General features: G+C 36.7%; 20 protein-coding genes. 10 read left to right on the top strand and 10 right to left on the bottom strand.

Going from position 1 to position 24,322, the window contains the following annotated elements; translation table 11 throughout:
- Nucleotides 1-5: 5 nt before the first annotated feature.
- The 6 genes from yajC (at nucleotide 6) to AS161_RS07645 (ending at nucleotide 7,967) form a co-directional block, all read left to right on the top strand.
- Complete coding sequence (yajC, locus tag AS161_RS07670; protein ID WP_011994495.1) at nucleotides 6-395, top strand: preprotein translocase subunit YajC; 390 nt, start codon at nucleotides 6-8, stop codon at nucleotides 393-395.
- A gap of 21 nt (nucleotides 396-416) precedes the next feature.
- Nucleotides 417-1,841, top strand: a complete 1,425-nt coding sequence (secD, locus tag AS161_RS07665) for a protein translocase subunit SecD (protein WP_164542352.1) — start codon at nucleotides 417-419, stop codon at nucleotides 1,839-1,841.
- Nucleotides 1,841-2,737 (top strand): protein translocase subunit SecF, encoded by an 897-nt coding sequence (gene secF / locus AS161_RS07660; protein WP_164542351.1) that lies wholly within the window; start codon nucleotides 1,841-1,843, stop codon nucleotides 2,735-2,737. Before secD ends, secF begins: the two co-directional genes overlap by 1 nt.
- 147 nt (nucleotides 2,738-2,884) lie before the next feature.
- Nucleotides 2,885-4,834 (top strand): sodium-translocating pyrophosphatase, encoded by a 1,950-nt coding sequence (locus tag AS161_RS07655; protein ID WP_164542350.1) that lies wholly within the window; start codon nucleotides 2,885-2,887, stop codon nucleotides 4,832-4,834.
- Complete coding sequence (locus AS161_RS07650; RefSeq protein ID WP_164542348.1) at nucleotides 4,835-5,836, top strand: ATP-dependent 6-phosphofructokinase; 1,002 nt, start codon at nucleotides 4,835-4,837, stop codon at nucleotides 5,834-5,836.
- A gap of 766 nt (nucleotides 5,837-6,602) precedes the next feature.
- The gene (locus tag AS161_RS07645; RefSeq protein ID WP_164542347.1) at nucleotides 6,603-7,967 is read left to right on the top strand and encodes an MFS transporter; all 1,365 of its coding nucleotides are present in this window, start codon (nucleotides 6,603-6,605) and stop codon (nucleotides 7,965-7,967) included.
- Nucleotides 7,968-8,000: 33 nt separating this feature from the next.
- On the opposite strand, the gene AS161_RS07640 is transcribed toward AS161_RS07645, so the two are convergent.
- The 4 genes from AS161_RS07640 to AS161_RS07625 form a co-directional block, all read right to left on the bottom strand.
- Nucleotides 8,001-8,564, bottom strand: a complete 564-nt coding sequence (locus tag AS161_RS07640) for a hypothetical protein (RefSeq protein ID WP_164542346.1) — start codon at nucleotides 8,562-8,564, stop codon at nucleotides 8,001-8,003.
- A gap of 33 nt (nucleotides 8,565-8,597) precedes the next feature.
- Nucleotides 8,598-8,804, bottom strand: a complete 207-nt coding sequence (locus AS161_RS07635) for a heavy-metal-associated domain-containing protein (protein WP_011994502.1) — start codon at nucleotides 8,802-8,804, stop codon at nucleotides 8,598-8,600.
- A gap of 53 nt (nucleotides 8,805-8,857) precedes the next feature.
- Nucleotides 8,858-11,050 (bottom strand): cation-translocating P-type ATPase, encoded by a 2,193-nt coding sequence (locus AS161_RS07630; RefSeq protein WP_164542345.1) that lies wholly within the window; start codon nucleotides 11,048-11,050, stop codon nucleotides 8,858-8,860.
- A gap of 87 nt (nucleotides 11,051-11,137) precedes the next feature.
- The gene (locus tag AS161_RS07625) at nucleotides 11,138-12,826 is read right to left on the bottom strand and encodes a GGDEF domain-containing protein (RefSeq protein WP_164542344.1); all 1,689 of its coding nucleotides are present in this window, start codon (nucleotides 12,824-12,826) and stop codon (nucleotides 11,138-11,140) included.
- Nucleotides 12,827-12,953: 127 nt separating this feature from the next.
- Between AS161_RS07625 and AS161_RS07620 the strand changes: the two genes are divergently transcribed.
- A complete protein-coding gene (locus tag AS161_RS07620; RefSeq protein ID WP_164542343.1) occupies nucleotides 12,954-13,883 on the top strand; it encodes a 1-phosphofructokinase family hexose kinase in 930 nt (309 codons plus the stop codon).
- Nucleotides 13,884-13,931: 48 nt separating this feature from the next.
- Here the strand turns inward: AS161_RS07620 and aglA are convergent, their stop codons facing one another.
- From aglA to AS161_RS07590, 6 genes are all read right to left on the bottom strand, one after another.
- A complete protein-coding gene (aglA, locus tag AS161_RS07615) occupies nucleotides 13,932-15,350 on the bottom strand; it encodes an alpha-glucosidase AglA (RefSeq protein WP_014452203.1) in 1,419 nt (472 codons plus the stop codon).
- A gap of 63 nt (nucleotides 15,351-15,413) precedes the next feature.
- Nucleotides 15,414-16,301, bottom strand: a complete 888-nt coding sequence (locus AS161_RS07610) for a glycosidase (RefSeq protein WP_164542342.1) — start codon at nucleotides 16,299-16,301, stop codon at nucleotides 15,414-15,416.
- Nucleotides 16,302-16,330: 29 nt separating this feature from the next.
- On the bottom strand, nucleotides 16,331-17,155 hold the full coding sequence (locus AS161_RS07605) for a carbohydrate ABC transporter permease (RefSeq protein ID WP_014452205.1): 825 nt from the start codon (nucleotides 17,153-17,155) through the stop codon (nucleotides 16,331-16,333).
- Nucleotides 17,152-18,036: a sugar ABC transporter permease gene (locus AS161_RS07600; RefSeq protein ID WP_014452206.1), complete on the bottom strand. Its 885-nt coding sequence runs from the start codon at nucleotides 18,034-18,036 to the stop codon at nucleotides 17,152-17,154. Before AS161_RS07600 ends, AS161_RS07605 begins: the two co-directional genes overlap by 4 nt.
- A 63-nt stretch (nucleotides 18,037-18,099) precedes the next feature.
- Nucleotides 18,100-19,350, bottom strand: a complete 1,251-nt coding sequence (locus AS161_RS07595) for an extracellular solute-binding protein (protein WP_164542341.1) — start codon at nucleotides 19,348-19,350, stop codon at nucleotides 18,100-18,102.
- 56 nt (nucleotides 19,351-19,406) lie between these two features.
- Complete coding sequence (locus tag AS161_RS07590) at nucleotides 19,407-20,375, bottom strand: LacI family DNA-binding transcriptional regulator (protein ID WP_014452208.1); 969 nt, start codon at nucleotides 20,373-20,375, stop codon at nucleotides 19,407-19,409.
- 309 nt (nucleotides 20,376-20,684) lie between these two features.
- Between AS161_RS07590 and AS161_RS09345 the strand changes: the two genes are divergently transcribed.
- The 3 genes from AS161_RS09345 (at nucleotide 20,685) to AS161_RS07580 (ending at nucleotide 24,226) form a co-directional block, all read left to right on the top strand.
- Nucleotides 20,685-20,945 (top strand): hypothetical protein, encoded by a 261-nt coding sequence (locus tag AS161_RS09345; protein ID WP_241241361.1) that lies wholly within the window; start codon nucleotides 20,685-20,687, stop codon nucleotides 20,943-20,945.
- Nucleotides 20,936-22,009 (top strand): hypothetical protein, encoded by a 1,074-nt coding sequence (locus AS161_RS07585; protein ID WP_241241360.1) that lies wholly within the window; start codon nucleotides 20,936-20,938, stop codon nucleotides 22,007-22,009. Before AS161_RS09345 ends, AS161_RS07585 begins: the two co-directional genes overlap by 10 nt.
- 66 nt (nucleotides 22,010-22,075) lie before the next feature.
- Entirely contained in the window at nucleotides 22,076-24,226 is a 2,151-nt protein-coding gene (locus AS161_RS07580) for a hypothetical protein (protein WP_241241359.1), read from the top strand.
- The last annotated feature ends 96 nt before the right edge of the window (nucleotides 24,227-24,322 follow it).

Raw genomic sequence — 24,322 nt, 5'->3', positions numbered from 1 at the left:
TTGTTATGAGGATGATTTTTGCAGGCGCACCTGATGCAGGTGCGACGACAGGAACAACAGCTACTTCAACAAGTGGAGCAGGAGCATTGATGCAAATGCTCATAATGCTTCTTATATTCTTTGCAATGATGTATTTCTTGGTTATTTTACCACAAAGAAGAAGGGAAAAAGAATTTAAGCAAATGGTTGAATCCCTTAAAAGGGGAGACACAATTATAACAACTGGTGGAATTGTTGGAAAGATAATTGATATCAAAAAGGACACAATAAAAGTTAAGAGTGCGAACTCAACTGAGCTTGAAATTCACAAAGCTTACATTGCGAAGGTTATTAAAGAGAAAGAAGAGGTAAAGGAAGAAGAAAACGATAATTCCAAGGAGAATTCTAAAGAATAAACATCAAGGGAGGGTATTACTATGCGAAGTGACCGTGTAAGACTCATACTTTCATTAGTGCTACTGGTCGCAGCCATTGTGGCATTGTTATTACCAGGGGGAAGACAAGCAACAGGTATTGCTAAGCTTTTCAGTAGAATCAAACTCGGTTTGGACCTCAGCGGTGGCGTAAGGCTTGAGTACAGAGTTGATATTGAAAAAGGTGTAGAAAATCCAAGTGCTGTAGTTGACGATGTGTGGACAGTTCTCAGAAATAGGCTTGACTCGGCTGGATATACGGAAGCAGTAGTAAAGAAAAGCTTCAGGGAAAATAATTCATTTATCATAGTTGAAATTCCTGATGCAACTGACACATCATTTGCTGAAAAATTGGTTGGTTCAACCGGTCTTTTGTGGTTTGGTCAAGCAATCGACGAAAGAGATTATGACCCAACTACCAACCCTGATGATGTGAACCTTGCTACTAGGGAAGGAGCACAATGGTATTCAGATAAAGATGGTAAAAAATGGTACTTAATAAGGAAAGAAATAAATAACAGAAGAGATCTTGTTCTTTCTGGTCCAAGAATTTCCGAAGCAGTTCCTACTGTTGACCAAAAAGGTGTTGCAAACTATGTTGTATCATTTACTTTGGCAAGAGAATACGTTGAAATATTTAAAAATATAACAAAAGAGCTTTACGTACCAGAACAGGTTCTCAATAGTGGTACGACACAATATCAAATGGCTTTAAAAAAGAGATTAGCGATAGTACTTGATGACAAAGTTCAATTTGTAGGATTTGTTGTAAGCCCAATAGAAGATGGTAAAGGACAGATTAGAGGTAATTTCACATTTGATGAAGCCAAAGAACTTGCAGCAATTTTAAGAAGTGGAGCATTACCTGCAAGACTTGAAAAAACTTCCGCAAGCCTTGTTTCACCACTTCTTGGTAAAGATGTACTTAAACAATCTCTAAACGCAGGTATAATTGGCGCGGCATTGGTAATGATTTACATGCTTGCTTTCTATGGTGTTATGGGAATTGTCGCAATTATCGGTATATTCTATGCGCTTATACTAATATTCGGTTTCTTGGCCGGTACGGGTGCGATATTAACATTACCAGGTATCGCAGGTATAATCTTTACAATAGGTACACTTGTTGATGGAAACATAATTATTTACGAAAGGATAAAAGAAGAAATCAGAGCCGGGAAAACACCAAAAGCAGCTATAGAAGTTGCATTTTCAAGATCTTTCTGGACACTCTTTGACGCAAACCTAACGACTATAATCGCAGCTCTCTTCCTTTACTACTTTGGTACGGGAACAATAAAAGGCTTTGCTATAACAACAATCGTTGGTATCTTCTCAGCAATGTTCATGAATTTGGTATTCAGCAAATTCTTACTTGACGCAATGGCTGGAGCAATTAGAGTGAGAAAGACAGGGGGTGCACAGTAATGAAAATCGATTTTGTTGGTAAACGATACTTCTTTATGGCATTATCAGCTGTCCTTATAATTGTTTCAATAATAAGTTTTTTCACCAAGGGATTTAATCTTGGTTTAGAATTTATCGGTGGAAGCGAAATAGTTGTTAAAGCATCAAAAGATATGACTGTCGCAGACGTAAGACAAAAGATTTCCTCACTTGGTCAAGAATTTACAAATGCAAGGATACTTGAAGTACATGCGTTAGGTCAGGAAACAGACAAAACATTTTCAATAGTTGTCGCTCCAAAAGACGAAAAAGGACAATTGAGAGTTTACACAGCGGACGAAAAAGCGGAGATTTCGAAAAAGATAGAAAACCTACTTAATGCAAAAGTTGCGTCTTTCAATGAAATTAGCGGTGATGCAGCGAATGAAATAAAAAATCTTACATGGAAGGCTATAGTCTTTACTCTTCTTGGTATACTTGTTTACGTTGCTCTTAGATTCAAATTTTCATTTGGTGTTGGTGCAATATTAGCACTCATACACGATGTTATAATAACAATGGGATTTTATTCTATATTCGGGATTGAAATGAACATCGCAGCTATTGCAGCATTACTAACCCTTGTTGGTTACTCTGTTAATGACACTATTATCGTATTCGATAGAATAAGAGAATTTGGAAAGAAATTTAGAGGTAAAGATATAGCGACTGTTGTAAATGATAGTATAAATTCTGTTTTAATAAGAACCATAAACACATCATTAACAACCTTTTTCGTAGTTTTAATGCTCATGCTATTTTCAACAGGTGGAATTAAATCATTTGCGTTTGGAATGACCATAGGTGTTGTTGTAGGTACGTACTCGTCAATATTCATAGCATCCCCAATAGTAATTAAGTGGACCAAATCAATATAAACATTACAAAATAGTCTTAAAATAGTAATTATAGCTATGTAACATAAATCGGGGATCCACATCCCCGGTTTTTTATAAAAGTAAAAGAGACTTGTGCAGTCTATAAATTCAGTTAAAAATTAATATTTAAAAAAGGAGGTTGGGATTTTGATACTACTATTTTCTTCGATAGCTATAGGTACTGTACTGATTATCTATCTAACGTTATCAGTACTTGACAAAAGTCCTGGAAACGAAAAAACAGAGAGGATTTCAAACATAATCCAAAAAGGTGCGCGCTCGTTCTTGTTCCAGGAGTACACCGTATTTTTTCCAATAGTCATAGTTTTAGCTCTTTTATTTACATTCACTACAGGATATAAACAAGCACTTTCGTTTATTATTGGTTCAGTTTTTTCGGTTTTAGCAGGCTTTTTTGGTATGATGATAGCTACTAAATCTAACGCGCGTACCGCATGGGGTGCGACAAAAGGTGTTGGTGAAGCATTAGATATAGCATTTTCTGGAGGAGCAGTTATGGGGCTAACCGTTTCTGTCTTAGGCCTTCTTGGCTTAAGCATAGTTTACCTGATGTTTGGACTTCAAGCGGTTAGCTATTATTCACTTGGAGCGTCATTTGTAGCCCTATTTGCCAGAGTTGGTGGAGGTATATACACAAAAGCAGCGGATGTTGGTGCAGACATCGTAGGAAAAGTGGAATCGAATTTACCAGAAGACGACCCGAGAAACCCTGCGGTTATAGCCGACAACGTTGGAGATAACGTAGGAGACGTTGCAGGGATGGGAGCTGACCTTTACGAGTCTTACGTTGGTTCAATATTTTCAGGAATAGCACTTGGTTACATCTTATTTGGAGATAAAGGGATCTTAAACACACTTTACATAGTAGGTTTTGGTTTAATTGCATCGATACTTGCGATTATATTGGTAAAGGTTCTTTCAAAAATGAACACAGAACCTGCCTTGGCATTGAGAAGTGGTACAATTGCGTCAAGTGTTGTGTTTCTAATATTCTCATTGGCATATTCGATTATAGAGAAAAACTTAAATCTCTTCTGGGTAGTTCTCATTGGTAATATCGTTGGAGTAGCTATAGGCCTTATCACCGAATGGTACACTTCTGGAAAGAAAGTCGAAAAATTGGCGCACTCTGCTATGATGGGGCCAGCGAACGTTATCATCAGCGGTACGGCCCTTGGAATGGAATCGACAGCGGTAATAACGATAATTATTGCTGTAGGTACGTTATTAGCTTACAAAATTGCGGGGCTTTATGGTATAGCCATGGCGGGCGTTGGTATGTTGGCAACACTTGCTATGAACCTTTCCGTTGACGCGTACGGTCCTATAGCGGATAACGCAGGTGGAGTTGCGGAAATGTCAGGTTTAGATAAAAGTGTCAGAGCAATTACTGATAAATTAGATGCTCTTGGAAACACAACCGCGGCAATGGGTAAAGGTTTTGCGATAGGTTCAGCGGCCCTCACAGCTATAGCATTATTTGCGAATTTTGGTTCAACTGCTCACGTTCAAGAAATAAATCTTCAAGATCCTAAAATGTTCATTGGAGCACTTATTGGTGCGATGCTGACATTCTTCTTCTCAGCACTTACAATGAACGCTGTTGGTGATGCGGCAAACGATATGGTTGAAGAAATCAGAAGACAAATAAAAGAGATACCGGGCATACTTTCTGGTACGAGCGAGCCAGATTATCAAAGTTGTATAAAAATAGCAACGAAAGGTGCCTTGAAACGAATGGTACTTCCGGCAATCTTAGCCATTCTCGCACCAATTATTCTTATGGTAGGTCTTGGGGTTCAAGCAGTCGCAGGTTTACTTATCGGTTCAACAGTGACGGGTGTTGCACTTGCGATATTCATGGCAAATTCAGGAGGAGCATGGGACAACGCCAAGAAGTTTGTTGAAGAAGGGCACCTTGGTGGTAAAGGCTCGTTTACACACAAAGCAACGGTTGTTGGTGATACAGTTGGTGACCCTTACAAAGATACAGCTGGTCCGTCTCTCAATATTCTTATTAAATTAATGGCAATAACATCGATAGTATTTTACTCAATAGTGGGGAGGTGGCTATAAATGAGGAGAATAGGTATACTCTCAGTAGGTAACGACTGTCCAGGTTTAAATGCTGCGATAAGGTCAGTTGTAGTAAATGCAATTGAAAAAGAGATAGAGGTAATGGGAATAAAAGATGGTTTTGAAGGGTTACTTAAAGATAAAGTGGATATACTAGTTAGAGACGACGTTTCTGGTATACTCCACAGAGGTGGAACGATACTTGGGACTTCGCTATTTATCCCAGAAAAAGACGAAGATTTAGTAACTATAAAAAACAAAACAACTCAATATGGCATATCAGGATACATTATTTTTGGAGGAAGAAACGCGGTTAAAAGTGCTTTGAACTTGCAAAAGTACGGAATACCAAGCATAATAGTTCCAGCAACGATAGACAATGATTTATCGTTTACCGACTTCTCAATAGGTTTCATCACAGCACTTGAGCATGTGACTCAAGCACTTGATATTATCCACTCAACAGCTGAATCACACCACCGTGTAATGATAGTAAAGACAATGGGAGCACCGGGTGGATGGCTTGCGACATTTGGAGGACTCGCAGGTGGAGCCGATTTTGTTGTAACAAGTTCTGATGCTGTAGATCCAAAAGAACTTGTCACAACAATTCAACACAGATACGAAAGCGGAAAAAGATTCTCGATCGTAGTTGTTGAAGATGGAGTAAAACTACCAGATGAAATATTAGATGAATGCAAATGCTCATATGAAACAGACCCAGCTGAAGTTATAGGACTTTACATAGAAAGAAAATTAAACATCGAATGGCGTTACACAAACCTTGGCTATATCCAAAGGGGAGGCGTGCCAGCTGCAATTGATAGAATTATTGCAACGCAGATGAGTGCTCGTGCTGTCGAACTAGTAAAAATGGGTAAATTCTACCATGCGGTTGGAGTTAAAGGATTCATAGTTACAGAAGTACCTTACAGTGAAACACTGCTCAATGTAAGACCTGTGGATTATTATATTAAGCAATTAGCGAAAATTTTCTACTGATGGTAATATTAAAGTAACAAGAAAAGCAGCCCTAAACATTGAAGGGCTGCTTTTTTATTAGAAATGTTTATTAAATAAATTTATTTTCCTTTCCAATGGTTACAACTTTCCGATGCAGTTTTATATTGGTTAATCCATAAACAATTCCCGATTGTTTTTTTAGAAACGGCTATAAATTTTCTATTCTCAAACCTTCTATGTCCACTCCAAAAAATACAAGTTAGACATTCTTTAATGTGAGGTTCTCTCTCATACATCTTCGGAACATACATTGGAAAAGCGATTTCTTTTTCTTTGGTCTTATCATTGGTGTGAGTTTGTATGTTAAATGAGTGTTTCATAGTGTTTCATCCCCTTCGCCCCCGCGACTTTTATGTTACTATCTAATGTCAATCTCATATTAACCTCCGTACAATTATAAAATTTAAATTTTTCTATAATTTTGCTTAAAAGTAACTTTTTATTGTGTTATTAGTTAACTTAGTGTTAATAAGATTATATTTTTCTTTTAAAAAATCATAATTATTTTTCATACGATGTCAATGAATGTTAACGAGTAATTTTAAGTGAAAAACGGAGATAAATACAGATAATTTGAGGAAAAAATACTTTAATTGATTATTTTTACTAATAAAAATTCAAAAACGCTTTCTAATTTTTAATGATTAAATGATAGAATATTCATGAACATTCGGTAACGTTACCAAACAATAATGAACAAAAATTATCATACAATAACGATTGTAGGTATAAGGGGGTTGAGGTTATGGCTGAAAGATTGCCGATGTGGAAGAAGTGGATGTATGCTCTTGGTCAGCTTGGTTGGTCACTTGTGAGTTTTGCTATTGGAAATGCGCTTGTTTACTTTTACATGCCGCCAGAAACGGTTAACTTTCCACAATTTATTCAAAGAGGTATTGTATTTGCGGGTTTGACTATTGTTGGACTTGCTTTGGGAGTTTCAAGGTTTTTTGATGCGGTTACAGATCCAATTGTCGCGACGCTATCTGATAGAAGTAAATTAAAACTTGGTAGGAGACGAGGATTTTTAGCAATTAGTGTTTTACCGTTTGCGATATTTTCTTTCTTACCTTTCTTACCTCCTTCGGCTAATAACTTTGCGTTAAATACTGCTTGGTTATTCGCAACTGTGATAATTTTCTATTGGTTTATGACTATGTACGTTACACCTTTCTTTGCTTGGATGAGTGAATTGGGGCATGATCCAAACGAAAGGTTACTTCTAAGTACACTTATTTCTATTACATGGGCAATTGGTTATGTAATTGGTACACAAGTCTATTTGTTCCAGACTTTGCTTGAAAAAGCAGGCTTTGAACCGGTAAGGGCATTTCAATTGGTAGTTATTGTCTATGGGATAATAGGTTTTGTGTTAATGCTTTTGCCAATTATATTCATCGATGAAAAGCGTTACTGCGAAAGTCATACCGTAAATGAAGGCGGTTTAGAGGCAATTATAACCGCGTTCAAGGAGAAAAATTTCTTAATATTTGTATTTCAAGATTTGCTCTATTGGGTTGGTTTGACTGGTATTAGCCTGGGACTTGTTTATTACGTTACGGTTTTATTGGGACTTCCAAAAGAGCAAGCTTCACAAGTGCAGCTTATAATGTTCTTATTATCCTTTATATTCTATGTTCCAGTCAACTTTTTAGCTAAGAAATTTGGTAAGAAAAAACTTTTAATGATTGGCTTTATCATCTTCGCAATTGATTTTGTATTTGTTTCGATGCTTGGTAAGTACAATGTATCTCCAATTATACAAAGTTACATTGTGGCTATTCTTTCTGCTATTCCTTTGGCTATATTTGGTATACTTCCGAACGCAATGGTTGCCGATATTGCGGAAGCTCACGGAAGGGAAACAGGAAATTACAAGGCTGCAGTTTTCTTTGGAGCAAGGACTTTCATGCAGAAGATGGGCCAAACGGTTGCTGGACTTATCTTTCCATCGTTATTTATCCTTGGCAAAAACGAAGTTAATGAAATGGGACTTAGAATTAGTGCTATAGTATCCCTTTCGTTTATGATTCTTGGATATATACTGTTGATATTCTACAATGAGAAAAAAATACTGGAAAATTTAGGTTTGGCTTTTGAAGAGAAATAATCATCAACAATAAAGTGGCTCTTAAGAGCCACTTTATTGTTCTGAATTCACAATTTGCTTTACTTTTTCAATCAATTTTTCAGGTTTTATCTGACTAATTACGGCTATATTTTTGTTAGTAAAGGTTTTGAACTCTTCAATCGACATATCTTTTCGGAGATTAAACACGCTTTCGTATTTTTCGAATTCGTCCTCTGTTTCAATCTCCGCCATATATTTTATGTTTACACGGTAAGGTTTATCAATTTCTAAAAATTCATCCAAAACAACCTCTGCTGGCTTGAATAATAGAAAGTATCTTATTTTCACAACTACTGGGCTTTTTGAAAGTTCACCAAAAAGCTCATTTGCTGGACTTATCTCGTGCTCTTCCTCAATTCTTGTAAAATCTTCCCTGAGGTCTGATTTAAAAGCAACTATCCACTTTTCGTTTCCATGCTCATCTACGGTGTACCTTACCCTACATTCTCTATCAGTTTTAATTGGGCATTTTTCTAAATACCATTGGATTACACCTAATTTTGCCAATGAACTTTTTATTAGATTTTTTGCAAGCGTTTCATCGACGAAATATTTTTTCTCTCTTTCTATTGCCATGAAAACGTTCTCCCTAGATGAAAAGGTAAGATTTTATTGAATAATTGCTTGTTCTACTGGATAGTCTATTTCTTCCAATTTTTTGACAACTTTTTCGATATTTTCCGTGTCTATTATTACTTCTTTTTCAGCGACTTTCACTTCAAAGTCTTTCTCTCCAATTTCTTCAAGTGCTTTTTGAATTCGCATTTTACAGTGGTTGCATGAAATATCAGGAACTTTCAACAAATACCTTGCCATAATAACACCTTCCTCTCTTAAGTGTTTTTAAGTATTTTTAAACAATGTTAGACCTAACTACAGCATGAAGGCTTCTTTTCCTTTCTAATTCTCATGGAATTAATTATAACTGTAATTGAACTCATCGCCATGGCACCTTCCGCTATAGCTGGGTGCAATAATCCGAACATTGCAAGTGGAATAGCCAAAACGTTGTAGAAAAACGCAAAAAGTAGATTTGTTTTGATTGTTTTAAACGTCAATTTAGATATTTCTATCGCGTCGACAACTTTTGATATTCCACCTTTTGTAATAATTATATCAGAATTATCTAACGCAATGTCACTTCCACTACTTACGGCTATTCCTATATCCGCGCTTTTCAGAGCTGCTGCATCGTTTATACCATCGCCTACCATTATAACTTTCTTGCCTTTAGCTTGAAATTTTCTAACGATATCCAATTTTTCCTCAGGTTTGACGTTTGCAAATACTTCTTTTATTCCGAGTTTTTCTGCAACAAATCTTGCGGTATTTTCATTATCGCCAGTAACCATAACAGGGGTTATACCCATTTTGCTTAATTTGTATATCGCTTCTCCTGAATCGTGCCTTATAACATCTTGGATCGCAAAGAAACCTAATATATTTTCGTTTTTTCGCACTTCCACAATTGAGCAACCGTTTATTGTGTAATCTTCGTAAGCTGATATATTTTCAGTTTTTCCTATGAAATAAAAATCACCATTCACTCTTGCTCTTACGCCTTTTCCGTGCAGTTCTTCAAACTTTTCTATTTCAATATCGTTATTTTTATTATTAATTTGCGTTCTCAGATAATCAACTACAGCTTTTGCAAGAGGATGGTTGGATAGATTTTCGATAGCCAGTATTTTTTCATACTCGCTTTCTGGCAAATCTGTGTAAATTACCTGTGGTTTCCCTTCTGTCAATGTTCCAGTTTTATCAAAGAGTACATATCCAACCTCTTTAGCTGTTTGAATAGCCTCGGCGTTTCTTATAAGTAATCCTTTTTTTGCAGCCAAAGAAGTTCCGACAATTAGCGCCATCGGAGTTGCAAGACCAAGTGCGCAAGGACAGGCTATAACAACGGTTGTCAAAAATACGAAAACCGCAAACGAAAGTGGATCTGATGTATGGAGCGTCCATGGAAGAAAACTTCTTATGCTATGAGTTAGCATATTGAGATTTTCAAAATTGAAATACCAAACAAAAGCACTTATTGTAGCTAATGATATTATCATTGGTACAAACCAGTTTGTTATCCTGTCTGCTAATGCTTGAATTGGAACCTTTGCGCCTTGAGCTTCTTGAATAAGATTTATTATCTTCGATAAAAAAGTATCTTCACCAACTTTTGTCACTTTAATCTTTATAGCACCTGTAAGATTTAATGAACCACCAACAACTTCATCGTTTACTTCTTTTGAAACAGGTATCGATTCACCTGTAATCATAGACTCGTCTATGGATGTACTACCTTCGACTATAATTCCATCTACTGGAATTCTTTCGCCTGGTTTAACGACAACTATGGAGCCTTCTTTTATCGCCTCAATAGGCATTAAAATTTCACCTTTGTCCGTTATTACAAGCGCTTCCTTAGCTTGCAGATTAATTAATTCTCTTACTTGTTTCGATGCTCTGTCTCTAAGATACGATTCTATGTATCTTCCAAGAAGATGCAAAGAAACTATCATAGCACCAATTGTACCAAAAGGATGGATATTAGTGCCAAAATAAGTCAAGATATTTGTTGACCAAGCTGTAGCAGAACCAAAGAGAATGAGCGTATCCATATTCGCGTGTTTATGCAAAAGTGCAATACTAGCTCCTTTTATTGTGTCTCTACCAGCGTAAAATATGACTATTGCGGAAACGATTAATTCAATCTCTTTGAAATAAGGAATATGTTTACCACTCGTGTGTAAAAACATAAGAATCATTAGAGGAATGGTCAATGCCAAAGCAATTATCATGTTAGATTTTATTCTTTTCAATCTCTTTTCTTCTATCATTTCTATAGGTTCGTCAGAAACACCGTATCCAACATTTTCGACAGCTTTTTTTAATTTTTCTTCATCTACTTCTTTTTCAAGTACAACAAAAGCGGTATTTGTGGCTAAATTTACCGCAGCAAATTTCACACCTTCAACTTTTGAAAGTGATTTTTCAACTATTCTCGCACAATTTGCACAAGTCATACCTGTTATTTTCAATGTCCTTTTCTCTTCTTTTAATTCCATATCATACCACCCCACCTTGTGAAAATAAAAATAAATGGTAAAACCCTCAAAAAGATTTTACCATTTATTTTATATAAAGTCAATTAGCTAAAACTTATTGTTATTATTTTCCTTGCTATCTTGAGGTTTAATTTCTATATTTTTTGCTAAGTAAAATTTTAAATCATTTGTCTTGGCATAGTACATAGCCATATCGGCTTTCATAATCAAATCATCAGGTGATTTTGCATCATCGGGATAGATAGCTATGCCAAAATTTCCTGAAATATTTATTTTAGAATAGCTGTAAAATACATCTTTTTCAATCTCTCCTAATATTCTTTCTAAGAAATTTATATAATCTTTGCAGTCGTAAAGCAAGAATATGAATTCATCCCCACCTACCCTTGATACAAAATCACTTTTCCTTACAACGTTTCTAAATCTTTCAGCTAGAACTTTTAGAACGTAATCTCCTGCATCATGACCGTATTTATCGTTTACAGGTTTAAATTTTTTCAAGTCTAAATATAATAAGCATACATATTTATTTTCTCTTTGAGCAAGCGTTAACATTCTTTCCAGCTCAATTTCAAGAAATCTTCTGTTTGGTAATCCGGTTAACGGATCGTGTAGTGCTAAATATTCCAAAGCTTCTTTTTTCTCTAATAATTCCTTTTCTAACCTAATTTTTTCGAATATCAATCCCAACTGATTAGCGAATGCTTTCCCTATTTCTACAGAAAGCTGACCAAAAGCATTTTCACTTTCAAAGTTATCTGAATTCAGAAAAGCTACTATTTCATTGTTAATTACTATTGGAATGGCTAATGTTGATTTTATCTCTTCTGTTTTACCAGAATCTCTCAGTTGTTCAATTTTCTCATCAGGTAAATTCTGTTTATCGAAACTTCCAATCCTCTTTATTATCTTTAATTCTCTTGTATATCCTTGAGCCAATTCTTCTGGTTTGAGTTTTATTTTTGAAAGTGTTTCAAAATCATATCCAACTACCGCGGAAAAAACAAAAAAGTCATTTTCTTTTGTCAATACACTTCCCGCTTGTGCTCCAGGAATGATTTTTACAGCATAATCAAGCAATAATTGATATGTAGGCTCAAGAACGCCTTTAAGTAAAGATTGGGAAAGTTCACTAATTGCTTGCAAGGCTTTTTTGTGAGTTTCTTCCACTTTTCTGTAATTTCTCTCTGCTATGAGAACTACAGAAATTAGTAACAACAATACTATGGAAAAAACACTTAAAGCGATACTTATATCGGCTATGCTTGGTTTTATGTAATAGCGCAGATTGTACACAAAAGGTTTGCCAAACTTATTAATTTCCAAATTCTTTACTCCCATGTAATCGACTATTTTTTGTGCAGAAAATACAGCTATAGCTACTTTGTCTTGGATATTTTTCTCACCAAAGCTATCGTATATTTTGAATTCCACATATATCTTTGTTTGGTCAGATGAAATTTTATACAAAGAGTCAAATTCTGGTTTTTTATTTTCAATATGTACCTTTTCCGTAAAGGGGTAATTTTTTATAATATCTTTAAATTGTTCTTCTAGAAATTCTTTATCATCATTAGTCACAGCATCGTACATTTCATCCCATTGAAAAGAGCTGAACGATATAGAATTTGACAGAAATTCAACATTTTTTTGAAAAGTATTTCTAAATGTTTCTACAAAAGAATTGAGGTATAAACTCAAGAATGTATATGGTATTATTATTAAAACCGCAGCGACAATGACAAAATAAATAATCCTGTTTATATTTGTTCTCATTTTTTAAAAACCTCCCAAAGAGGTAATTAAAATTAAAAATTTCCCAAGTCAATTTTACCACACTTTGGTATTAATATAGTATAATTTTAGTAAGAGTATATGAAACGCTTAAAGGAGGCAAATTTTTATGATTTTCACTTTAACTATGAATCCATGCCTTGATAGGTACATTTATGTTGATGATTTGATCGTTGATGATACCATAAGGGCAAAGAAAGTGGTTGACTATCCTGCAGGAAAAGGTATCGATGTTTCGAGGGTCATCAGAGAATTTGGAGGAGTTTCGATAGCTATCGCGCTTGTTGGGGGAGATACTGGTAGAAAGCTAGAAGAAATGCTTGACAAGGAAGGTGTTATATACAGCTCAATTAGGGTTCCTCAGGAAACGAGGATGAATATAATTTTAGAATCAAGCAAAGGGCAGTATAGAATAAGTATGCCTGGCGAAAAGATTAGTGTTAAAAAACTACAAGTTGTTCTCGAAGTTCTTCAAGCACTTGTTCGAGAAAAAGATATTGTTGTAGTTTCGGGTAGCCTTCCCAAAGGTGTTGCCGCAGAGTTTTACACGGGAATTATATTTACGCTAAAGCAGTGGGGAGCAACTGTTTATTTCGATGCAGACGGAGATAAGCTAAAAGCAGGATTAATCGGTCAACCTGATTACATAAAGCCAAATTTACATGAATTTCAAAGGCTTATTGGAAAGCACGTAAATACGCGGGAGGAAATAATAAGTGAAGCAAAGAAAATTATAGACACCCACGAGCTTCAAGCTATATTGCTTACGCTTGGTGGAGAAGGTGCGTATCTTATCGCAAAAGAAAAGGTATTGTTCACAAAAACGATAAAAGTTAACGTAAAAAGTGCTGTAGGTGCGGGTGACTCGTTCCTAGCTGGATTTGTTTTTAAAAAGGCAGAAGATGCAAGCGATGAAGAAGCGTTAAGATGGGCAAATGCCGCGGGAACTGCAGCAGTTATGACCCCTGGTACCAGATTGTGTAGAAAAGCAGATGTAGAAAGATTAATAGATAGAATAGAAGTGGAAAGAATTGAGTAAAATACAAAAATGCGGGCATAGAAATGCCCGCATTTGTTTTTTGCAAATTTAATTTTCGATTATCTTTTTCATTTCTGCAATTACAAACGGATAAAGTTCATCGATTAATTTCTTAACTTGCTCACTACTTTTTGTTCTCCAGTCCCGTTCAATTATATCCGCGACGAGTTTTGTATCTTTTTTCAAAAACGCCTCAAGCGCTTGTTTAGCTAATAAAACCCTTGGTTTTATATACCAGTTGATAACTCTTTCTGGCAGGTGTGTTTCTTCAAATTCGATATTTTCACCACTCACCCATGCGCATATTTCAACAGCAACATCATCGTCTATACCTTTTATCTTACCTTTGTTTATCATATTAACGACGAATCGCCTTTTTGTACCATTCACAACGCTATCAATAAATGGAACATGCTGTTCGCCACTTAGTTTTTCACTATCAAGTAATTCATTAACCATGTTTTTCCAATCATCTTCTAGCCAAGGCATTAAGTTCATGGAATCTTTTACTTTTTCCAACGTAAGACCATTTTCGATAGCTGTTGCAAATTGGTTGATGATTTCGACAACTTTGTATAATTGTTCTACATACCATTTCCAACCTAATTCCGAATCGGCACCACCCCATGGTTCACCATACCATCTTTTCTTTGTTTCTAAATCCCTGTGGTATTTCCATGTCGAATTTCTCACAGTATCGCCTATTGGGAATAGTCCATAAAAATCGTACATATCCCATGCAACAGGTGACAATTGGTCGTCAAATGGATTTGATGGCTTGTGTTGAATTTTACCTTTGTATTTATCGATTTCCGGGTAAAGATCTTTCCCATCTTTTGTTGTAAATTTTGTTAGCCAAATACCGTGGTTGACACCACCCACTTGCCAATCATATTCTTTCACCCCAATTAAATTGGCCAAACTCTCAACTGCATAGTGCCCGTGACAAAAGCCTACCATTTTTATTGATGTTTGCGTCGAAACCAGGGTTGTACCTTCAAACACTGGATTTGCAGCTTGCAAATACCAGGCGTTAGGTGCAAATTTTTCAATCATCTTAGCTATTTTCAAAAAAAGTGAAAATTGATTCCAATTTGTGAGGTTAAGATAGTCAGAAACGAAGTTATAATTTTGCGCATCGATACCTCTGTAGTATCCGTGCTTTTCCCCAATTTCTCTGACTTTGTCAAGGTAACTATGCCCACCAGCCATAGCTGTGTTAATTACGAAATCTGCGCCATCTATTACTTTTGTCATATCCGTTGTAGTTTCTATCTTCAAATTTGCACCGAAAACTCTTGATAATTCGTTGGCGAGTATACCAGTGTTTCTTAGCCTTGCTTCGTCGATATCCATCAGTACAACGTGTGAGCCGCTGAGTTTTGGCATTTTACAAAGGTCCGAGATAATTCTCATCGAAAAAACGGCGCTACCAGCTCCTATGATACCTATCTTCAGGTTGTTCATCGTGTTCCCCCCTTTTTGCTTCGGATAGTTTGGATAGTTTATTAGATTATACCACTTTATTTGTTATGATTTGCACCATTCAAATACTTCATCGACACTTATCGTTGCAAGTGCGATGTAATTATCGGCAGCACCGTAATAAACGTAATACTGACCGTTGTATTCAACCATCGCATCACTAAATACCACATTCGGTACTCCACCAAATATCTCCCAATCTTCTTCAGGTTCAAGTATTGGTTTTTCGCTTCTTTTCAATACTTTCGTTGGATCGTTCAAATCAAGAAGCATAAATCCGAGTCTGTATATCGGTCTTGGTGCATCTTCAACGCCATGATAGAGTAATAACCATCCATACGGAGTTTTTATCGGTGGAGCACCCGCACCAACTTTGAGATTATCCCAGTAACCTTCCCTTGGACCTGCTACTTTAACGTAATTACCCCAATTGATAAGGTCATCGGAATATGCGAACCATATATCAGGGGGGAACCTATGAATCATTATGTATTTACCATTAATTTTCTCTGGAAACAAAGCTGCATTTTTGTTGTCAATTTCATCTTTTATCACAATGCCATATCTTTCCCAAGTGATGAAATTCTTTGTTGAAGCCATTGCAACTCTTGGACCTTTCGGGGAATACGCAGTATAGAGCATATAATATTTATCTCCTAACTTCGTGATTCTTGGATCCTCCACACCGTAAAGTTCATCTTGGCAAGCCGGTGAGAAGACGGGTTTTTCCAACCTGTTGAAATGTACACCATCTGTACTAACTGCGTAACCTATCCTTGAAACCATATCCTGTCCTTGCGCTCTGTAAAGAAGATGGAACAATTCACCATCGTAAACTACTGCGCAGTTGAATACGAACTTATCTTCCCATATATGACCTGGGACTGGTGCTAATAAAGGGCTAAGCGGGTGTCTTTTCAGTTTTAAATCCATCAACATGCTCCTCCTTTCACTCAACGAGTTTATCTTAACGACATTGATATACCTTGCAAGAAGTATTGCCTTAACACAAGGAAAATTAATACCATTGGAATAGTCTGGATAACTGCACCTGCAAGTACAGGACCTATGTAACTTGCGTATTCATGATTGAAAGATGCAAGCAAAACTGAAAGTGGCATCCTGTTGTAATCTTTCATCACCATAAGTGGCCACAGGAAGTTATCCCACGTACCTATGAATGTGAACATTCCAACTATCGAAGCGGTAGACTTTGCCAGTGGTAACATAATTCTAAAAACAATCCAAAAGTTATTTGCACCATCTATCTTTGCGGCATCTATGTAATCTTTTGGGATAGTCTTGAAAGATTGTGCAAACATGAACACGCCCCATGAACTTGTCAAAGATGGTACAATAAGCGCTTGATAAGTATTAAGCCATCCAAGGTTTCTTATCAAAATGAACATAGGTATCATGAACATAAATCCCGGAAAGAGCATCTGGTATATCAGGAAATTGAAAACGTACTTACCAATTTTGAACTCTATCTTTGATACAACGTACCCTATAATTGCTGATGTGATCAAAACAGAAAACGTAACAGTCGTGGTTATGAAAAGACTATTCAAAAAAGCTCTTACAAAAGGTCTTTGGAACTTGTTGGCCATTAGGAATATAAACTTGTAATGCTCAAGGGTGAGCCTTTTTGGTAAAAATGTCGTGTATATATCCTCTGCTGGTTTAAACGAAGACATTACAAGCCATACATACGGGTAAATCCACAAGAACGCAAGTGCCAGAAGCACGACAGTGATAACCCATGAAACGATGCGTTCTCTTTTCATACGAACACCACTTCTTTCTCAAAGAACTTTCGTATAAGCATTACAAGTGCATAACTAACTAAAGCTGTTACTATTGCCACTGTAGTTGCGTACGATGGATCTATTCTCTTAAAAGCAGTGTCGTACATGTAAATCAAGAACGTAGTCGTTCTTTGCATGGGTCCGCCACCTGTAATCATGTACGGTTCGGTGAAGATACCAAACGTTAGTGTGATTGCAAGCACCGTCACGGTGATAAGCGATGGATTGAGTAACGGAAGAGTGATTTTCCAAAATATCGTCTTTTTATCGGCACCGTCAAGCTCTGCGGCTTCGTAAATCGATTGGGGTATCGAGAGCAACCCTGCGTATATTATCAACCCATAGTAACCTATGAATTTCCACGTGATGATCAGACAAATCGAAAAAACTGCCAATTGCGGATTACTGAACCAAGGGATTGTGAATCCAAATAAACTATCTACAAGTCTGTTTATTGGTCCGTTGATAGAAAATAGATTCGAAAACAAAAGCGAATAAGCAACACCTGATGAAACATTCGCAACCAAAAAGCTGAGCATGATGAAAGTCTTACCAAATTTCACCTTTGTCAATGCCATTGCAAAAAGGAGTGAAGCAAATAACACCATTGGTATCAAATAAGCAAGAAAATTCAAAGTATTAAGGGCTATCCGAATGACCAAACTATCGGTGAATATTCTAAGAAAGTTGTTCAAGAATACAAACTGTGGTTTTGAAAAATAATTCCATTTTGTGAAAGCCAAGACAACCATCCAAATGAACGGATAGCCCCAAAAAACCGCCGTGTAAGCTAAGTAAGGAAATATAACCGAATAACCAAATGCTCTTTCCTTCTTACCAAGTTTCGAGCAATTTGACATAATTTCACATCCAATCTTTTCCTCTCTTTTCCTCCAAGAATTCAAGAAATAAAATTAAAACACTCAGAATAATAATTTGTTGATTTCCTTCACAGCCTTATCAAGGATATCGAGTGGTTTACCTTTAAGATACATCAAAGGTTCTATAAGTTGTGTGGTCATAGCTTGTTGAATATCGATAGTCTTATCGATAAGTGCGGGTGGTACGGCGTATGGAACAAACTCACAGTACGCTTTGAAGAACTTGTCATCCATGTACTTTGCAAAGAGCGGATTTGTCGTTAAATCTTCCCTTGCAGGTGGCATCTTAGTCTTTTCTATCCACAGAGCATCGTTTTGTGCATTTGAAAAAACCCAAGAGATGAATTCAAAAGCTTCCTTTTTGTACTTTGATGTCGAGTAAATAACTAATCCTTTTGAATCAGCAAATGTATAAATGGGTTTATCTTTCGGATAATTATCTGGAACAGGTGGTGCTGAGAACCAGATTTCTGGAACAACTTTCGGGAATGTTTCCTTTGCCCAGTTAACTTCCCACGGACCTGTGATCTTACCAAGTATTACACCTTTATAGAATGGATTATCACCGAGCTCAACTGCTGTGTATTTCTTTTCAAACATCGTGTAAATAAATTGAACTATCTGCTTTCCAGTATCATCACCGAAGTTTACTTTTCTTTTTGCAACATCTATGTACGGTTTACCACCAGACGCTGCGTAATAATAAGTTATAAAATCGAACCATCTATCCCACCAGTTTCTTCCCACGACAACTTGCATTGTGAATTTCGTCTTTCCATCTGCAAACTTTTTACTGACTTCGTAAATATCGTTGTACGTCCTTGGTGGGTTGTTGTAACCAAGTTTCTTAAGTAAATCGCCTCTCCACCAGAACAACATCGGGTTTGAATAAATTGGGAAAACGTAATACTTGCCTTTAATCTTCCAACCTTCGATGATGTTTTTCATCTTCCTTGTTTCTATAAGCTTTTGAAAATCAGCACCAAAGCTATCCAATGGATAAATCGCACCGATATCGGCAAGTTGAGCAGCAAAGCCGCTGAAGATGTTTTCAGAAAAATCTGGTGCGTTTCCTGCGGCAATTGCTGTAAGTATCGCCTCTTCCGAACTTCCGGCTGCGGGTATAGTTTGAACTTTAATTTGTATATCTGGTCTTGCTTTATTCCATTGAGCTACGATGGTTTTCCAAAACTCTTCTTGCAAAGGATTTGGTGCAGTCCAAAAGACAAGTTCAACTGCCCACGTCAACGTAACAATCAGACCCAGTATCAAACCGATCAAAACTTTCCTCATACTGACCCCTCCTCGAGAAAGTGTGGAAACGTGTTAAATATTTAATATTTAAATATTTAATATTTAGAAGAATTTCTTTTAACAAATAACGTATACAAACACTGTTTGTATGGATGCAAACTCTGACCTGTCAATAATTCGTAAATCCTCTTTACTGCGTTTAAACCAAGTTCTGATTTCTGAACTCTCAGTGTCGATAACCCTTCTCTTTCCGCTGCTGGTATATCATCGAACCCTATAACACTGATATCTTCTGGAATCTTGTATCCCAATTCTCTGAGTTTTGAAAGCGTTCGAAGAGCTATCACATCGTTTGAACAGATTATTGCTTCAGGAACCCAATCTCTCAGCATTTTTTTTAGAACATTGTCAACATCTTCGTGCAAATCATCGTACTCGTACGTGATAGGCAATTTTCCATACCTTGTCATCGCACTTACATATCCGTTGTACCTATCTCTAAACCCGTAATACTTCAACGGGCCGTGTAAATGCACGATACGATTCAAACCCTTACTTATAATTTCCTTTGTGACAAAGAACACACCATCGTAACCATCACTCACAATGCTATTCACTCGCAATCCGTCTATATAGTGATCAACAAGCACAACTTTTGCTTTAGAGCTAAGCTTAAGTATCTGTTCTTCCGTTGCATCACTACCAACCAATATATAACCATCATGATTTGTTTTAAAATCCCAATCATCTAAACAAATCGTTTCAGTGGAGATCTTGTACATAGCCGATGCACTTTCAATAGCTTCCAAAATAATCTTGTAAAAGACCCCTATTTCCGTTGAAAGTATCTCTTGAATTCTCCTACTTACTACTATCCCAACCTCAAAATTCTTCCTTCTGGCAAGTGCTTGTGCAGAAAAATGTGGTCTATATCCAAGTTCTTTTATAGCTTTAAGCACCTTCAATTCAGTTTCTTCAGAAACATATCCAGTTCCATTGAGTACCCTCGAAACTGTGGCAATCGAAACACCTGCTTTCAACGCAACATCTTCTATCGAAACCATTGTCTTATCACTCCTTTCACTTAAAAACATAAGAACATCACTTTTAATGTTGATAAGCTGTAAGCGTTTACATACTGTCTATATTATACATTTCCGTTTTTGGAATACCAAATATTGAAAAAAGAAGAGAATTATAAAAAATATAAGTAATGTGATGATTAAACTCATTAAACACGTATAATAAACATTTTGAGTAAAATGTTCCACATATTAGAATTGAGATAATTTAAACCAAAACATTATAATATCGTTAGTATGTAAACGCTTACCTATTTTTCCATTTCCACCACATTAGAGGGAGGTGTAGGTATGAAGAGGGTACTTGGGATTTTAGTATTGTTAAGCGGTTTGGTTGTTCTTGGTGCTACCGTTACCATACCAGTTGTTGCTGGAAACGTAGAAGTCCCTGTTGTATTGCAGATGGGAAAATTAGTTGATATTCTTCCTGAAGATTTCGAACCTGACTGGACAAGCTTAAAGGTCATTGTTGACAACAAGGAAGTTCCTTATCAATTGACGATGTTGATGGTAACAAGCGTGTATCTGCACCAGATTATTTGGTGTTTGTAGCAAAAGGTAACGGTAAGATACAAGTATCGGATCAAGCTGCAAAAGCACCAAGTTATACAAAAGCATTCACTGTTACAAAATCAGACAAGGGTTGGACAATTAAAACAACGGATAACACACTGGAGGTGTTTGTTAACGGAATTGCCAGGATCAACCAGTTTGGAAACATCAAAGCGAATTTGGTCGACGAAATAGGAATTGCGAGGATAGCAGGCTGGTCAAGGTCAACATATTTTGTTAATGGAGACATTGGTAATCAACACGATGAAGAAACATCACAAGGCTTAAGAGCAGTTGACGTGAAAGTTTTTGAACCCGGTCCGGTTGCAGTTGGAATAAAGGCGCTTTTACAATCCGATAAGTTCTTTGGACTCTTCCAAGATTTACTCATCTATGTCTTCAAAAATGGTGATATTTACGTTGACAACAATTTCCTCTTCTACAACTATGCTGATATCATGAAACTTCAGACGATGATTACAAAGCCTATCATTCCTGCATTTGACGATACAGTCCATATACTCCCCGTCTTCAGAAGATTGGCATGGGCAGACCAACTTGGCATTACTCCATACGAATACTGGCTTGAAAGGAATGCCGTTACTTGGATAAACAAGATACCGTACATCGTATTCCCAGCAGGACAGAGTATGAAACCACTCTTCTGGGGTGCAACTTACATATTTGCTTCAGCGGAAAGATGGAGAAGCAACTATTCACCAAAGGGAAAAGTTGGTATCGCAGAGATATTCCCAACAGTGCCAATGGTCAAAGCGGACTATGCAAAGTGGCTTGAGGGAGACACGTGGGTGTATGAAAGTCTTGAGTTCAGAACCGGTATATTCAAATGGGTTGCCGATGAATTCAATGCATATCCAGCCACTGAAAATGTCTATCCTGTATGGGGTACAAAGAAAGAAGCTATGCCAAATAGATACAAAGCGGGAGATAAAGTTGAACATACGATGCTTTACACACTTTACAGCGCAAACTCTGTCGAAGATGCTGTGAAACTCATTGAAGAAAAGAGTAAATCATTCAGGTCGCTTAAAATAGGCGAGTAAGAATTCACCTCTAAGGTCAGGCGAAAGCCTGACCTTTTGTGTTTATCATTCTAAACGGGGTTGGTGATGCAGATGAGAATGTACAGAGCGCTTGTGGTGATGGGAATGTTATTAGCTATCGTGGGATTTTCCAATTTGAACTTCAATATTACACATCTTGAAAGACTATCTGAGTGGTTCGCTCTTGATGGTGAGATGGTCAAGGGATACTGGGTTTACGCAGAAAACAAAGGTAATGCATTTATACCCGTTAGTGCACTAAACGAGGGAGATTTTTGTGTTGATGATGTGGCAAGAGTGGTATTGCTTTATTCCGAGGCGTATGAATTAACGAAAGATAGTAAATATCTGAATTTAGCTTTAGATGCAGCGAAGTTCGTTGTAAAGATGCAAGCAAGTGATGGAGAGTTTTACAACTTTGCATACAAAGATGGCACAATCAATAAGTACGGTATCACGAGTCAGAAATCCGCAGGTTGGTGGGCTCTGAGAGCGTTTTGGGGGTTGTCAAAGCTTGCAAAATTCACCGATGATAGTAAGATCCATGAAGCAGTCAAGAAAACGTACAACGCACTCAAAAGAAAACCACCAACTTCAGCTGATCAATTAGCACTTTACATCCTTGGGCTTTGCAATTATTACGAAGTTTACCAATCATCAGAAGTTCTCAAAGAGATAAATAAATACGCCACAGATTTACTGGATTATGAAATAAAAAACTTCGATAGTTTGAAAGGCTTTTTTACCGTTTACAAAGACAGATTGTTATGGAACGGATGGGGAAACCATTACATAGAAGCACTGCTACGTGCTTACAAAATCACAGGTAACGAGAAATTTCTTTCGGTTGCAGAAAAATCACTCATTTCACAAGCTTCTATTATGATTTCAACAGGTTTGATCTATTCAATCCAAAATTATTTCAAGTTGTACCCAGAATTAGCTTACGCACTTGAATGTACGGCAGTTCCTCTTGTTCTGTTGTACGATATCGAGAAAGATGAAAAGTACGCCTTGCTTTCCTCTTTAGCCATTTCTTGGTTGTTTGGCGGAAATAGACTTGGTGTTAGAATGTTTGGTGAAAATGGAGAAGGTTACGATGGTATGGAATATATGCATTACAACAGAAATGCCGGTGCGGAATCAACAATTTGCAGTCTCAGAACGATTCTTCATGGTATGAAATTACCAGAAACTTACCAAACATTAGCAATGAATCCAGAGTTAATTGGTCGTTCTGGTGTAATTGTACTTGAAGCAGAAGCTTTTGACATTGGCATATCTTCCGCCAAGATGGTAACAGGAGATTACGGTTCAGGTGCGAGCTTACAAATGGACGGAAAAGGGCGAATACGAAAACAAAATATTGAAAATGGAACGTATTATATTCTCTTATCTGGTAATTTTTCTAATACAACGATAACTGTATCTTCCAAAACGAGTGTTAAAAAAGACTTAACTGGTAAGGGACTCTTTGAAATTGGTATCGTTGAGATAGAAGGTAATTTATCTGTTTCAAATTCAAACAGTTGCAACATCGACCAGATAATATTGATTCCACAACAATTGGGAATCTCATTCGATAAGAAAAATCCTAAGACTGTTCTTTACGATATACCATCTCAAACATTGAAGATTAAAAATAGACAAATTTTCACATCGAAGAGCAAAGAATTTTCTTTCGAATCAATAGCTAAACTTGAATACTCCGGAACCTTTGGTTTAGTGGATCTGTCTGATTTTTACAACAACGACGGCATTGGAACACCTCAAAATCCTGCAAACTTCGATAACTTAGGTGGTGTTGTTGGAGCGTATTTACCACAAAACGAAATCGATGAAGGTATTATATACCTCAACAACGTACCATTTTACTTGAAAACAATTGGAATGGATAACATAAGATGTGATGGACAGGTTATAGTTCTTCCGGAAAAACTTTACGTGAAAAAAATATACATCCTTGCTGCCGCCAATCATGGGGATTACAATGTCAAATTCACTATAGATAACTCTGATTATGAACTAAATATACATGACTGGTGTAACTCACCAAAAGATATAGTATTTGATTACAGATATATATCTTCAGGGGAGAAGCAATACATAAAATGCGGTATAGATACGTACGTGTTAGAAATTAACGACTTTGTGAGTAAGATAATCTTACCTCAGCAAATCAATGTACACATCTTTGCATTGACGATTGAAAGATAAAATATAGCTACAATTCTTAAACCACCGGTTTGTACCGGTGGTTTTTTACATGAAAAAATTCCAAATGCATTGCACAAAATTCGCGAAATGTGAGAA

The sequence above is a fragment of the Fervidobacterium sp. 2310opik-2 genome (genome assembly GCF_011057735.1).
Classification (GTDB): domain Bacteria; phylum Thermotogota; class Thermotogae; order Thermotogales; family Fervidobacteriaceae; genus Fervidobacterium; species Fervidobacterium nodosum.
The sequence above is the reverse complement of the archived record's forward strand: the minus strand, read 5'-3'. Positions and strand labels throughout refer to the sequence as shown.